This window comes from uncultured Azohydromonas sp., assembly GCF_937926365.1.
Lineage (GTDB): Bacteria > Pseudomonadota > Gammaproteobacteria > Burkholderiales > Burkholderiaceae_C > Azohydromonas.
Map to the genome: position 1 here is coordinate 75904 of NZ_CALAOH010000169.1, position 13291 is coordinate 89194.

At 68.7% G+C, this 13291-nt stretch carries 12 protein-coding genes and 1 pseudogene; 2 read left to right on the top strand and 11 right to left on the bottom strand.

Annotated elements, in window-relative coordinates:
• Positions 1 to 266: 266 nt before the first annotated feature.
• The 6 genes and pseudogenes from Q0741_RS17980 to recA form a co-directional block, all read right to left on the bottom strand.
• On the bottom strand, positions 267 to 998 hold the full coding sequence (locus Q0741_RS17980) for a TerC family protein (RefSeq protein WP_298234565.1): 732 nt from the start codon (positions 996 to 998) through the stop codon (positions 267 to 269).
• 152 nt (positions 999 to 1150) lie between these two features.
• The gene (gene sucD, locus Q0741_RS17985; RefSeq protein ID WP_298234566.1) at positions 1151 to 2044 is read right to left on the bottom strand and encodes a succinate--CoA ligase subunit alpha; all 894 of its coding nucleotides are present in this window, start codon (positions 2042 to 2044) and stop codon (positions 1151 to 1153) included.
• Between the two features lie 38 nt (positions 2045 to 2082).
• Positions 2083 to 3243 carry an ADP-forming succinate--CoA ligase subunit beta gene (gene sucC, locus Q0741_RS17990; RefSeq protein ID WP_298234567.1) on the bottom strand — a complete coding sequence of 387 codons (1161 nt, stop codon included), beginning with the start codon at positions 3241 to 3243 and terminating at the stop codon, positions 2083 to 2085.
• Between the two features lie 377 nt (positions 3244 to 3620).
• Positions 3621 to 4124 (bottom strand): regulatory protein RecX, encoded by a 504-nt coding sequence (locus tag Q0741_RS17995; RefSeq protein WP_298234578.1) that lies wholly within the window; start codon positions 4122 to 4124, stop codon positions 3621 to 3623.
• A pseudogene (locus Q0741_RS18000) lies at positions 4098 to 4196 on the bottom strand (recombination regulator RecX); the annotation flags it as partial. The gene Q0741_RS17995 and the pseudogene Q0741_RS18000, both read right to left, overlap by 27 nt.
• Positions 4197 to 4226: 30 nt before the next feature.
• Complete coding sequence (recA, locus tag Q0741_RS18005) at positions 4227 to 5294, bottom strand: recombinase RecA (RefSeq protein WP_298234568.1); 1068 nt, start codon at positions 5292 to 5294, stop codon at positions 4227 to 4229.
• A 158-nt stretch (positions 5295 to 5452) separates the two neighbouring features.
• On the opposite strand from recA, the gene Q0741_RS18010 reads away from it, so the two are divergent.
• Positions 5453 to 6124: a response regulator transcription factor gene (locus Q0741_RS18010; protein ID WP_028996917.1), complete on the top strand. Its 672-nt coding sequence runs from the start codon at positions 5453 to 5455 to the stop codon at positions 6122 to 6124.
• A 50-nt stretch (positions 6125 to 6174) separates the two neighbouring features.
• Positions 6175 to 7722 carry a sensor histidine kinase gene (locus tag Q0741_RS18015; RefSeq protein WP_298234569.1) on the top strand — a complete coding sequence of 516 codons (1548 nt, stop codon included), beginning with the start codon at positions 6175 to 6177 and terminating at the stop codon, positions 7720 to 7722.
• Here the strand turns inward: Q0741_RS18015 and rodA are convergent, their stop codons facing one another.
• The 5 genes from rodA to Q0741_RS18040 all read right to left on the bottom strand — a co-directional run.
• Entirely contained in the window at positions 7723 to 8877 is a 1155-nt protein-coding gene (gene rodA, locus Q0741_RS18020) for a rod shape-determining protein RodA (protein ID WP_298234570.1), read from the bottom strand.
• A complete protein-coding gene (gene mrdA, locus Q0741_RS18025) occupies positions 8874 to 10904 on the bottom strand; it encodes a penicillin-binding protein 2 (protein WP_298234571.1) in 2031 nt (676 codons plus the stop codon). Before mrdA ends, rodA begins: the two co-directional genes overlap by 4 nt.
• 115 nt (positions 10905 to 11019) lie before the next feature.
• Entirely contained in the window at positions 11020 to 11541 is a 522-nt protein-coding gene (gene mreD / locus Q0741_RS18030) for a rod shape-determining protein MreD (RefSeq protein WP_298234572.1), read from the bottom strand.
• Complete coding sequence (mreC, locus tag Q0741_RS18035) at positions 11538 to 12443, bottom strand: rod shape-determining protein MreC (RefSeq protein WP_298234573.1); 906 nt, start codon at positions 12441 to 12443, stop codon at positions 11538 to 11540. Before mreC ends, mreD begins: the two co-directional genes overlap by 4 nt.
• Positions 12444 to 12491: 48 nt before the next feature.
• The coding region (locus tag Q0741_RS18040; RefSeq protein ID WP_298234574.1) for a rod shape-determining protein at positions 12492 to 13291 on the bottom strand (800 nt) is incomplete at its 5' end.

Below are 13291 nucleotides of genomic sequence, written 5' to 3' on the forward strand. Positions count from 1 at the left end.
GCACGACGGAGGGACCAGGGAGTGTGTCGCCGCCTTCGAGCACCCGCGCCGGGCGGTGTGCGTCGAAGGTCTTGCTCAGCGCCCGTGGTGTGCACGGGCCCAACAGGCCGGAAGTCAAGCTTCGTATTGACGACCTGCTGATCATCCGTTGCCGTGTGGCTGGTGGCACCGGACGGGAGCTACTCCCCTTCAGGAGCGCCATTAAAACAGAAGGCGCCCGAAGGCGCCCTTGTGGGGATTGCGTAGACGCGGCGAGCGTCTGGCGGTCAGCCCACAGCGCTTTCCTGCGGCTTGCGCGCGGCAATCCACTTGCCCCAGGCCAGCACCAGCAACGCGCCGGCGATGCCCGCGGCGTAGCGCAGCGTGGCGCTTTCTTGCAGCTTGGGCATCCAGGACAGCGTTTCGGGGTTGATCACCGCTGGGTCGCTCACGGCCATAGTGCCGGCGATCCAGCCCAACAGCATGCCGCCCAGCGTGATCACGACGGGGAAACGGTCCATGAGCTTGATCACCATCTGGCTGCCCCAGACGATGATGGGGATGCTCACCAGCAGGCCGAAGATCACCAGCGGCATCTGGTGATGCTCGCCCGCGCCCTGCGCGGCGCCGGCGATGGCGATGACGTTGTCTAGGCTCATCACGAAGTCGGCCACGATCACCGTCTTGACCGCCGCCCAGAGCTTGTCGCTGGCCTGGATGTTGGCGTGGTCGTCGTCGTCCTGCGGCGCCAGCAGCTTGATGCCGATCCACACCAGCAGTGCCGCGCCCACGAGCTTCAGGAAGGGAATGGCCAGCAGCGTGAGGGCGAAGAAGATCAGGATCACGCGCAGCACGATGGCGCCCACGGTGCCCCAGATGATGCCCTTGGTACGCTGCGCGGGTGCCAGCTTACGGCAGGCCAGCGCGATAACGACGGCGTTGTCGCCGCCCAAGAGGATGTCGATCATGATGATCTGACCGACGGCGAGCCAGAACGCTGGCGTCAGGAACTGTTCCATGGAAAGGCTGTAAGGGTTCGGACCGGGGCGCGAGTGTAGGCGCGCGGCGCCGCCCCGCCGTGCGTGGAATTACAGATGCAGCCCTTGCGTGCTGTGCCCAACGAGAAAAAGGCCGCTTGCGCGGCCTTTTTCGTGTGGAGGGTGTGCCGGGATTACAGCAGTGCCTTGAGCAGCTTGCCCATCTCCGACGGGTTGCGCGTGACCTTGAAGCCGCACTCTTCCATGATGGCAAGCTTGGCGTCAGCGGTGTCGGCGCCGCCGGAGATCAGCGCGCCGGCGTGGCCCATGCGCTTGCCCGCAGGGGCGGTGACGCCGGCGATGAAGCCGACGACGGGCTTCTTCATGTTGGCCTTGCACCACTGGGCGGCTTCGGCCTCGTCGGGACCACCGATCTCACCGATCATGATCACGGCGTCCGTGTCCGGGTCGTCGTTGAAGGCGCGCATCACGTCGATGTGCTTCAGACCGTTGATCGGGTCGCCGCCGATGCCCACGGCCGAGCTCTGGCCCAGGCCGATCTCGGTGAGCTGCGCCACGGCTTCATAGGTCAGCGTGCCCGAGCGGGACACGACGCCGATGCGGCCCTTGCGGTGGATGTGGCCGGGCATGATGCCGATCTTGATCTCGTCGGGCGTGATCAGGCCGGGGCAGTTGGGGCCCAGCAGCAGCGTTTCCTTGCCGCCGGCAGCGACCTTGGCCTTCATCTTGTTGCGCACTTCCAGCATGTCCCGAACCGGAATGCCTTCGGTGATGCAGATGGCCAGGTCCAGGTCGGCCTCGACGGCTTCCCAGATGGCGGCCGCGGCGCCCGCGGGCGGCACGTAGATCACGCTGACGGTGGCGCCCGTCTCGGCCTTGGCTTCCTTGACGCTGGCGTAGATGGGAATGTCAGCGAACTTCTCGCCGGCCTTCTTGGGGTTCACGCCGGCAACGAAGCACTCCTTGCCGTTGGCATAGGCTTGGCAGCCCAGGGTGTGGAACTGACCGGTCTTGCCCGTGATGCCTTGGGTGATGACGCGGGTGTCCTTGTTGATGAGGATGCTCATGGGGTGTTCTTCCGAGATTCAGTGCGGGACAGCGCGGATCACTTCACCGCGGCCACGATCTTGGTGGCCGCCTCGGCCATCGTGTCGGCGGAGATGATGGGCAGGCCGGAGTCAGCCAGCATCTTCTTGCCCAGGTCCTCGTTGGTGCCCTTCATGCGCACCACCAGCGGCACCGACAGGTTCACCGCCTTGCACGCGGCGATCACGCCTTCGGCGATGGTGTCGCAGCGCATGATCCCGCCGAAGATATTGACCAGGATGCCTTTGACCTCCGGGTTCTTCAGCATGATCTTGAAGGCCTCGGTGACCTTCTCGGCCGTGGCGCCGCCGCCCACGTCCAGGAAGTTCGCCGGTTCGCCGCCGAAGAGCTTGATGGTGTCCATGGTGGCCATGGCCAGGCCGGCGCCGTTGACCAGGCAGCCGATGTTGCCGTCCAGGCTGATGTAGGCCAGGTCGAACTTGGAGGCCTCGACTTCAGCCGGGTCCTCTTCGTCCAGGTCGCGGTAGGCCACGATCTCCGGATGACGGAACAGAGCGTTGGAGTCGAAGTTGAACTTCGCGTCCAGGGCCTTGATGTTGCCGTTGCCTTCCAGGATCAGCGGGTTGATCTCGGCCAGACTGGCGTCGGTGTCCATGTAGCACTGGTACAGGCCCTTGAGCACCTGGACCGCCTGGGCTTGGCTGCCCTCGGGAACGCCGATGCCTTGAGCCAGGTACAGCGCCTGCTCGTCGGTCAGGCCGACGGCGGGCTCGACGAAGACCTTCAGGATCTTCTCAGGCGTGGCGTGGGCCACTTCCTCGATGTCCATGCCGCCTTCGGAGCTGGCCATCATCGCGACCTTCTGCGTGGCGCGGTCGGTCAGCGCGGCGACGTAGTACTCCTTCTTGATGTCGGCGCCTTCTTCGATCAGCAGGCGGCGCACCTTCTGGCCCTCGGGACCGGTCTGGTGGGTCTTGAGCTGCATGCCCAGGATCTCACCGGCCAGCGTCTTGACCTCGTCGATGGAGCGCGCGAGCTTGACGCCGCCGCCCTTGCCGCGACCGCCGGCGTGGATCTGCGCCTTCACCACCCAGACATTGCCGCCGAGCTTCTGAGCGGCTTCCACCGCCTCCTGGACGGTGAAGGCCGGGTAGCCGCGCGGCACCGGCACGCCGAACTGGCGCAGCAATTCCTTGCCTTGATATTCGTGGATCTTCATGGGGTGTGACTCTGGGGTGGATGTGTCGGCTCAGACTGTGGTCGCCGGCCGGCCGGGATTGTCGGCACCGTGGGTGCCTGTCCCGCGTGGAGAACACGTAGCGAACGCCTGCCGCGCCAGGTTGCGCCCCCGGGCCGTCACACCGCCGCCATGGAGCACGGCCACACTGCCGCGGCTGGGGCGGCAGGCGGGCTCGTTTCGCAGGAAGGCGGCAGACATTGGGGCCATGGGACTGCGGCGCTGAAACCCGCGACTGCGGGGTTCCTGGGGCCTGGGGCGTGGCAAACGGCGCGCAATGTAGCACGCGCTTCCTGCGGCCAAACTTACGCGGGGGTGTGCCCACGCACGGTGTCAATCCGTAGCCTTGCTGGCCTGGGTCAATCGTCGCCGGCCTGCAGCACGCGGCGGATCACGTCGGCGCTAAAGCCCCGCGCGGCCAGGAAGCGCATCTGCTTCGCGCGCGCGGCAGCATCGGCCGGACGCTCGCCGCCGAACTTGCGCGTCCACACCTCGCGGCAGCGCTCCAGCTCGGTGTCGCGCAGCCGCTGCGCGGCCTCGGCGTCAAGCGCCACCCCATGCTGCGCCAGCTCCTGACGGATGCGCAGGTTGCCGAAGCGCCCCGCGCGCGCATGCACGCGCGACTCGACGAAGCGCTGCTCCGACAAATAGTGTTGCGCCTGCAGCCAGTCCAGCAGTGCTTCGACGGCGCTTTCAGCCTCGGCCCAGGCCGCGTCGGTGTCCGGGGCCGCCTCGGACGCGCCGGAAGAAAAAACACCCGGCCGGGCGGACGCCGGGCCGGGTGAGCGGTGCAGCTCGGATGCGATTGCAGTCGCGGCTTCGAGCGCCGCGGCGCGCGCGTGCGGCAGCAGCTTGCGCCGCAGCTCAGCGCGGCTGTGCTCGCGCCGCGCCAGCATCGCCAGCGCGCGCGCCTTGAGCGACAGCGCCGGCTTCACGCTGGCGACCCGCAACTCGCCATGCCGGCCTTACTCGGCGTCGGTCACCGGCGGCGCGGCGCCATCACCGGCGAGCGCGGGCAGTACCGGGATGCCCATGGCCTCGCGCACCTTGTTCTCGATCTCGTGCGCCACGTCGGGGTTCTCGCGCAGGAACTCGCGCGCGTTGTCCTTGCCCTGGCCGATCTTCTCGCCTTGGTAGGCGTACCAGGCGCCGGACTTGTCCACGATCTTGGCGGCCACGCCCATGTCGATGATCTCGCCCTCGCGGCTGATGCCCTCGCCGTAGAGGATGTCGAACTCGGCCGTCTTGAACGGGGGGCTGACCTTGTTCTTGACCACCTTGACCTTGGTTTCGTTGCCGATGACCTCCTCACCCTTCTTGATGCTGCCGGTGCGGCGGATGTCCAGGCGCACCGAGGCATAGAACTTGAGCGCGTTGCCACCGGTCGTGGTCTCGGGGTTGCCGAACATCACGCCGATCTTCATGCGGATCTGGTTGATGAAGATGACCATGCAGTTGGTCTTCTTGATCGTGGCGGTGAGCTTGCGCAGCGCCTGGCTCATCAAGCGCGCCTGCAGGCCCGGCAGCGAGTCGCCCATCTCGCCTTCGATTTCGGCCTTGGGCGTGAGCGCGGCGACCGAGTCGATGACGATCAGGTCCACTGAGCCCGAGCGCACCAGCGCGTCGGTGATCTCCAGCGCCTGCTCGCCGGTGTCGGGCTGGCTGATGAGCAGGTCCTGCAGGTTCACGCCCAGCTTCTGCGCGTACTGCACGTCCAGCGCGTGCTCGGCGTCGATGAAGGCGCACACGCCGTTTTGCTTCTGCATCTCGGCAATGACCTGAAGCGTCAGCGTCGTCTTGCCCGAGGACTCGGGGCCGTAGATCTCGATCACGCGCCCGCGCGGCAGGCCGCCCACGCCCAGCGCGATGTCCAGGCCCAGCGAGCCGGTGGAGACGACCTGGATGTCTTCGATGGCCTCGCCCTCGCCCAGCCGCATGATCGAGCCCTTGCCGAACTGCTTCTCGATCTGGGCCAGCGCCGCCTGCAGGGCCTTGGCTTTTTCGGTGTTGAGTGCCTTCACAGGTGCGTCCATTGCTTTCTCCGGTTTCGTGGCCATGATTTTATCGCGAAGCTGTATGTTTATACAGGTGTGGAGGGACTTTGCGGGGTCGGCCCCCTGGCCGACTCCCTAAAATGAAGACAGTGCCGGCCAGCACAAGGCCGGAGAAGCTGTCAACGAGGAGATAAGGCATGCGCATCCTGATTGCCGAAGACGACCAGGTGCTGGCCGACGGGCTGCTGCGCTCATTGCGCAACAGCGGCTACGCGGTGGATCAGGTCAGCAGCGGTACTGAGGCCGATGCCGCGCTGTCTTCCCACGAGTTCGACCTGCTCATCCTGGACCTGGGCCTGCCCAAGCTCCACGGTTTCGAGGTGTTGCGCAAGCTGCGTGCGCGAGGCAGCGCGGTGCCGGTGCTCATTCTGACCGCGGCCGACGGCATCGAACAGCGGGTCAAGGGCCTGGACCTGGGCGCGGACGACTACATGGCCAAGCCCTTCGCGCTGGCCGAGCTGGAGGCGCGCGTGCGCGCCCTCACCCGCCGCGGCCTGGGCACGGCCTCCAACGTCATCAAGCACGGGCCGCTGTCTTTCGACGCCACAGGGCGCGTGGCTTACATCAACGACCAGATGATCGACCTCTCCGCGCGCGAACTCTCGCTGCTGGAGGTGCTGCTGCAGCGCGCCGGGCGCCTGGTGAGCAAGGACCAGCTCGTGGAGCGGCTGTGCGAGTGGGGCGAGGAGGTCTCGAACAACGCCATCGAGGTCTACATCCACCGCCTGCGCAAGAAGATCGAGCAGGGGCCGATCCGCATCGCCACCGTGCGCGGCCTGGGCTACTGCCTGGAGAAGATCCCCGGCTGATTGCGCCAGCGCGCCGCAGGCCGCGGCGCCCGGCCGCCGTGGCGCCCACCATGTTTGCTTCCTCCCGCGAGCAACGCTCCCTCTTCGGCGAGATCCTGGACTGGATGCTCGCGCCGCTGCTGCTGCTGTGGCCGATGAGCGTGAGCATCACCTACCTGGTGGCGCAGGGCATCGCGCACCGCCCCTACGACCGCGACCTGGGCGAGATGGCGCGCACGCTGGCGCGCCGCGTGGTGGTGGAGAGCGAGGCCGGGCGCGCGGTGCTGGCGCCCGAGCGCATCGCCGAAACGCTGGGCGACACGCTGCGCGCCGACGACACGGGGCAGTTCTATTTCCAGGTGCTGGGCACGCACGGCGAACTGGTGGCCGGCGACCGCGAGCTCCCCCCGCCCACCGGCGACGCTGCCCCCGCGGGCGAGCTGCGCTTTCGCGACGACCAGCTGCTCGACGAGCCCGTGCGCGTGGCCTCGGTGCGCCTGGCGCTGCCGGTGGCGCCGGACGAGGAGCCGCCGCTGGTGCAGGTGGCCGAGACGCTGGACCGCCGCTCGCGCCTGGCCACCGAGATCATCAAGGGCGTGATCCTGCCGCAGTTCGTGATCCTGCCCGTGGCGGTGCTGCTGGTGTGGCTGGCGCTGGCGCGCGGCCTGGCGCCGCTGAACGACCTGCAGCGCCGCATCCGCCAGCGCGAGAGCCAGGACCTGAGCCCCATCGACGAGCGCGACGCGCCCGAGGAGGTCACGCCGCTGGTGCGCGCCATCAACGACCTGCTGGAGCGCCTGGACACCTCGATGAAGGCGCAGAAGCACTTCCTGGCCGACGCGGCCCATCAACTCAAGACGCCGCTGGCGGGCCTGCGCATGCAGGCGGAGCTCGCCCAACGGGAAATCGACGCCGGCAGCGACACGCAGGCGGTGAAACGCTCGCTGCAGCAGATCGCCCTGTCCAGCCAGCGCGCGGCGCACATGGTCAACCAGCTGCTGTCCATGGCCCGCGCCGAGGACGAGGAGCAGGGCCGGCGCGTGCAGTCCTTCGACCTGGCGCGGCTGGCCACCGAGGCCGTGCACGACCTCGTGCCCAAGGCCATGGACAAGCGCATCGACCTGGGCTACGAGGGCCCCGAGGACGGTGAGGCGCTGCCGCCGCTGTCCGGCCAGCCGGTGCTGGTGGGCGAGCTGGTGCGCAACCTGGTGGACAACGCGCTGCAGTACACCCCGGCCGGCGGCACCGTGACGGTGCGGGTGCGGATGGACCCCGCCACCGCCGACGACCCCGCGCAGCCGGTGCTGCTGCTGCAAGTGGAGGACTCGGGCCCCGGCATCGCGCCGGCCGAGCGCGAGCTGGTCTTCCAACCCTTCTACCGCGCGCTGGGCACGAACGTGGACGGCAGCGGCCTGGGGCTGGCGATCGTGCGCGAGATCGCGCAGCGTCATAACGCCGACATCACGCTGGAAGACACCTACGACCGTGCCACCCATGCCATGCCCGGCACGCGCGTGAGCGTGAGGTTCAGGCTGCCGCCGCAGGAGCCGGCGGACGAGGCGGCGGATGAGGCCGCGCCGCAGGGCGAGCCCCGGCCGGACACGGGCCTGGCGGGCTGATCAGGACTGCATCAGCCGCCGGCTGCGCGCGATCGACATCAGCATTCCCAGGCTCAGCCCCAGCGTGACCATGGCGGTGCCGCCGTAGCTGATGAAGGGCAACGGCACGCCCACCACGGGCAGGATGCCGCTGACCATGCCCATGTTGACGAAGGCGTAGGTGAAGAAGCTCAGCGAGATCGCCCCGGCCAGCAGCCGCGCGAAGGTGGTGGGCCCCTCGGCGGCGATCATCAGCCCGCGCACGATCAGGAACGTGAAGCCCAGCAGCAGGCTCAGCGTGCCCGCCAGCCCGAACTCCTCGGAGAAGGCGGCGAAGACGAAGTCGGTGGTGCGCTCGGGAATGAACTCCAGGTGCGTCTGCGTGCCCTTCATGAAGCCCTTGCCCGTGGTGCCGCCGGAGCCGATGGCGATCATGCCCTGGATGGTGTGGAAGCCCTTGCCCAGCGGGTCCTTGGCCGGGTCCAGCAGCGTGCACACGCGGTGCTTCTGGTATTCGCGCAGCACCACCCAGTCCGTGTCGGGCTGGCAGAGCTGCTCCTCGCTGGCGATGATCGCGCCGATGCCCAGCGTGCCGGCGATGAGCACCGGCAGGATCAGCCGCCAGCTCAAGCCCGCGAAGAAGATCACGTACAGCCCCGCCGAGAAGATCAGCAGCGAGGTGCCCAGGTCGGGCTGCTTGGCCACCAGCAGGAACGGCAGCAGCACCAGTCCCCAGGCGACAGCGAAATCGCTGCGCCGCGCCTGCCCCTCGCGGCGGTGGAACCACCACGCCACCATCAGCGGCGTGGCGATCTTGAGCATCTCGCTGGGCTGGATCACCACGCCCACGTTGAGCCAGCGCGTGGCGCCCTTCTTGGTGATGCCGAACAGCAGCGTGGCCACCAGCAGCGCCACGCCCAGGCTGTACAGCGGCACCGCCAGCTGCAGCAGCCGCTGCGGTGGCACCTGCGCCACCACGAACATGATCCCGGCGGCCAGGATCATGTTGCGGCCGTGGTCCACGAAGCGCGTGCCATGGTCGTAGCCGACGGAGTACATCGTCACCAGCCCACCCACGGCCAGCAGCAGCACGCCCAGGAGCAGCAGGAAATCGAAGCCCGAGAACACCGGGCGCAGCCGCTGCCACAGCGTGGGGCGCACCAGCACCGCGTTCATCGTTTCACTTCCTCATTGGCAGCCGCGCCCTGCGCCATGCGCTGTGGCGGCGTGCCGAAGCCCGCCAGCACCTCTACGTTGCCCGGCAGCGGGACGTCCTCGGCGCGGCGCGGCGTGCCGATGGGCGCCACGCTCTGGCCGCGGCGCGTGGCGGCGACATCATCCTCGCTGGGGTAGTTGCCCAGCAGCCAGTAGTCGAAGACCCGGCGCGCGATGGGCGCGGCCGCGGCGGCGCCGAAGCCCGCGTTTTCCACGACCACCGCCAGCGCGATGGTGGGCTCCTCCAGCGGCGCGAAGGCCAGGTACAGCGAGTGGTCGCGTTGGTGCTCGGCCAGCCGCGCGGCGTTGTAGCGCTCATGCTGGCGCACGGTCACCGCCTGCGCCGTGCCGGTCTTGCCGCCGCTCTTGTAGGGCGCACCGGCAAAGACCCGGGTGGAGGTGCCTTCCTGCGTCACGCCGTACATGGCGCGCTTGATGATCTCCACGTGCTCGGGCTTGAGCGCCAGCGGCGGCAGCGCCTCGCGTTCCACCGGGCGCTTCTGGTGCGTGACCACGTCCTGCACCTCGCGCACCAGGTGCGGCGGCGGGCGTTGCCCGCCGGAGAGCAGCGTGGACATGGCGTTGGCGACCTGCAGCATGGTGAAGTTGTTGTAGCCCTGGCCGATGCCCAGCGAGATGGTTTCGCCGGCGTACCACTTCTGCTGCTCGGGCCGCTTGTAGGCGCGGCGCTTCCACTCGGTGCTGGGCAGGATGCCGGTGGCCTCGCCCTGGATGTCGATGCCCGTGCGCCGGCCGAAGCCGAAGGGTTCGAGCTGGTCGTGCATCAGGTCCACGCCCATCTCGTTGGCCAGCGAGTAGTAGTAGACGTTGCTGGACATGACGATGGAGCGGTGCATGTCCACCGCCCCCAGCCCGTGGTCGCCGTGGCTGCGGAAGGTGTGGTTGCCGAACTGGAAGCTGCCGTTGTCGTAGATGACCTGGCCGGCGTGGCGCTTGCCGGTGTTGAGCGCCGCCATGGCCATGAAGGGCTTGAAGGTGGAGCCCGGCGGATAGGTGCCGCGCAGCGCGCGGTTGAGCAGCGGCTTGTCGATGGACTCGTTGAGCTCGCGCCAGTTGTCGACGTCGATGCCGTCCACGAACAGGTTGGGGTCGAAGGTGGGCTTGCTCACGAAGGCCAGCACCTCGCCCGAGCGCGGGTCCATCGCCACCAGCGCGCCGCGGCGATCGCCGAAAAGGTCCTCCACCAGCGCCTGCAGCTTGATGTCCACCGACAGCACCACCGTGTTGCCCGGCGTGGGCGGGTGCGTGCGCAGCCGCCGCACGGCGCGCCCGCCGGCGCTGGTCTCGACTTCCTCGAAGCCGGTGGTGCCGTGCAGCACCGTCTCGTAGCTCTGCTCCACGCCGAGCTTGCCGATGTAGTCGGTGCCGCGGTAGTTGGCCTGCAGCGACTCGTCCCACTCCTCCATGGCCTTCTTTTCGGCCTGGTTGATGCGGCCCATGTAGCCGATGAGGTGGCTGCCGGTCTCGCCCAGCGGGTACTGGCGGAACAGCCGTGCCTTGACTTCCACGCCCGGGAACAGGAAGCGCTGCGCCGTGAAGCGCGCCACCTCCTCGTCGCTGAGGCGGTTGCGCAGCGGCACCGAGTCGAAGCTCTTGCTCTCTTCCAGCAGCCGCTTGAAGCGGCGGCGGTCGCGTGGCGTGATCTCCACCATTTCCGACAGCTGCTCGATCACGCGCTCCATCGGCTGCTCCAGCTTGGAGGGCGTGATCTCCAGCGTGTAGGCCGAGTAGTTGGTGGCCAGCACCACGCCGTTGCGGTCCACGATCAGCCCGCGGTTGGGCACCGAGGGCAGCACGGCGATGCGGTTGGCCTCGGCGCGCGCGGAGAGCTTCTCGTGCTGCATCACCTGCAGGTAGAAGAGCCGCGCCCCGATCAGGCCGAAGCCGATCAGCACGAAGGCCACCGCCGCCAGCACCCGGCTGCGGAAACGGTGCAGTTCGCGCTCGACGTTGCGGAGTTCGGTCACGCTGTGAACGGGGGTTGCCAGGGGTGGAGGGGGCGCACTGTGCGGGAGGTGCCGCGGTTATGCAGGTGCGGGGGCATTGGCGGACAGCGGCGCGGCACGAGCGGCGGCGGGCGGCTCAGAGCGGGCGGTTCTCGTCCGGGTCGGGCGCGCGGCGCTGCGGTGCCAGCAGCAGCCAGGCCGCCGGCGGCCACAGCAGTGTCTCGAACAGCGGCGCCAGGAACAGGCTCCAGCCCGGGAACATGTCGCCGGCCAGCAGCCGCACCACCAGCGACACCACGTGCGCGCCCAGGAACAGCGGCGCGATCTGCAGCGCCTGCTCCAGCACGCTGAACCAGCGCAGCCGCCGGTGCACGGTAATGGCGAAGTACGACAGCAGCGAGTAGGCCAGCGCGTGCTGGCCCAGCAGCGCGCCATGGTTGACGTCCATCACCAGCCCGGCCATGAAGGCCACGCCCACGCCGATGCGCCGGGGCTGGTGCACGTTCCAGAACACCAGCACCAGCGCCAGCAGGTCGGGCATGGCGGGCACGCGTCCCAGCGGCAGCAGGTTGATGGCCAGCGCCACCAGCAGCGCGCACCAGACGAACAGCGGGTTGGCCGGTAGCAGCAGCTGGTCCGAGCCGCGCGGCATGATCATCGTGGCCCTCCACTGCCGGCCAGGGCGTCCTTCGGGTCCGGGCGCGTGGGCAGCTGCCGGCTCATGGGCTCCAGCACCAACACGTGGTGCACGTTGTCCATCTGCGCCGCGGTCTTCAGGCTCACGCGCGCGAAACCGCCTTCGGCGCGGCGGTCGATGTGCTGCACGGTGGCCACGGCCAGGCCCGGCGGGTACAGGCCGTCCAGGCCGGAGGTGAGGATGGGATCGCCCGGCTGCACGTCGGCGTTGGCGGCGATGAAGCGCAGTTCCAGCGCGTCGTTGACGCCGCCGAAGGCCGCGGCGCGCTGCTGCGTGCGGCCGTTGAGCACGGGAATGGCGGCGTCCTTGTCGGACAGCAGCGTGACCTCGGCCGACAGCGGGAACAGCCGTGTCACCTGCCCCAGCACGCCGTGCTCGTTGACCACCGGTGCGCCCAGCGCCACGCCCTGCTTGGCACCGCGGTCGATGACGAGCTTGCGCGTGTAGGGGTCGGCCGCCTGCCACAGCACCTGCGCCGCCTGCGTGCGCACGGCGAAGCTCGGGCGCAGCTCCAGCAGCTCGCGCAGCTTGGCGTTCTCGGCCTCCAGCTCGCGCATGCGCGCAGCCTGTACCGAATGCTGCGCCAGGCGCGCCAGCGCGTCCTGCTCGGCCGCGCGCGCGGCCTTGAGCCCTTGCAGGTACTCGGCGCCGTCCTCGACGATCTCCACCGGCACCAGCAGCGTGCGCTGCACCGGCAGCAGCACCGTGGCGAGCACGGCGCGCAGCTGCTGCACCAGTGCAAAGCGGGCGTCAGCCACCATCAGGAACAGCGCCAACGCCGCGAAGAGAATCAGTTTCGTGCGCGCCGACGTGCCCTGCCGGAAGAACGGCGGCGGCGTGCGGTCGAGAGTGCCCAGGGCCATGACGCGAGCTGCCAGGAATGCGTCGGGCGTGGCTACGCCAGGCTTGGTTTATTCGGAGGTGAAGATGCTGCCCAGGCGCTCCATGCGCTCCAGCGCCATGCCGCAGCCGCGCACCACGCAGGTCAGCGGATCCTCGGCCACCAGCACGGGCAGGCCGGTTTCCTCGGCCAGCAGCCGGTCCAGGTCGCGCAGCAGCGCGCCGCCGCCGGTGAGCATCATGCCGCGCTCGGCGATGTCGGCGCCCAGCTCCGGCGGGGTCTGCTCCAGCCCGTTCTTGACGCTGGAGACGATGTTGTTGAGCGGGTCGGTGAGCGCTTCCAGGATCTCGTTGGAGCTGATCGTGAAGCTGCGCGGCACGCCCTCGCTGAGGTTGCGGCCCTTGACCTCGATCTCCTTGACTTCGGAGCCGGGGAAGGCGCTGCCGATGTTTTTCTTGATCATTTCGGCGGTGGGCTCGCCGATGAGCATGCCGTAGTTGCGGCGGATGTAATTGATGATCGCCTCATCGAACTTGTCGCCGCCCACGCGCACGCTGCCCTTGTAGACCATGCCGCCCAGCGAGATGACGCCGACCTCGGTCGTGCCGCCGCCGATGTCCACCACCATCGAGCCCGAGGCTTCGGACACCGGCAGTCCGGCGCCGATGGCCGCGGCCATGGGCTCCTCGATCAGGTAGACCTCGGAGGCCCCGGCGCCCAGCGCGGACTCGCGGATGGCGCGGCGCTCGACCTGGGTGGAGCCGCAGGGCACGCAGATGATGATGCGCGGGCTGGGCTTGAGCACCGAGCGCGGATGCACCATCTTGATGAACTGCTTGAGCATCTGCTCGGTGACGGTGAAGTCGGCGA

Coding starts and splice junctions, on each gene's coding strand:
- recA (WP_298234568.1), bottom strand. CDS start 5,294: ATGGACGCACCTGTGAAGGCACTCAACACCGAAAAAGCCAAGGCCCTG.
- Q0741_RS18010 (WP_028996917.1), top strand. CDS start 5,453: ATGCGCATCCTGATTGCCGAAGACGACCAGGTGCTGGCCGACGGGCTG.
- sucC (WP_298234567.1), bottom strand. CDS start 3,243: ATGAAGATCCACGAATATCAAGGCAAGGAATTGCTGCGCCAGTTCGGC.
- sucD (WP_298234566.1), bottom strand. CDS start 2,044: ATGAGCATCCTCATCAACAAGGACACCCGCGTCATCACCCAAGGCATC.
- Q0741_RS17980 (WP_298234565.1), bottom strand. CDS start 998: ATGGAACAGTTCCTGACGCCAGCGTTCTGGCTCGCCGTCGGTCAGATC.
- rodA (WP_298234570.1), bottom strand. CDS start 8,877: ATGAACGCGGTGCTGGTGCGCCCCACGCTGTGGCAGCGGCTGCGCCCG.
- Q0741_RS18015 (WP_298234569.1), top strand. CDS start 6,175: ATGTTTGCTTCCTCCCGCGAGCAACGCTCCCTCTTCGGCGAGATCCTG.
- mreC (WP_298234573.1), bottom strand. CDS start 12,443: ATGGCCCTGGGCACTCTCGACCGCACGCCGCCGCCGTTCTTCCGGCAG.
- mreD (WP_298234572.1), bottom strand. CDS start 11,541: ATGATCATGCCGCGCGGCTCGGACCAGCTGCTGCTACCGGCCAACCCG.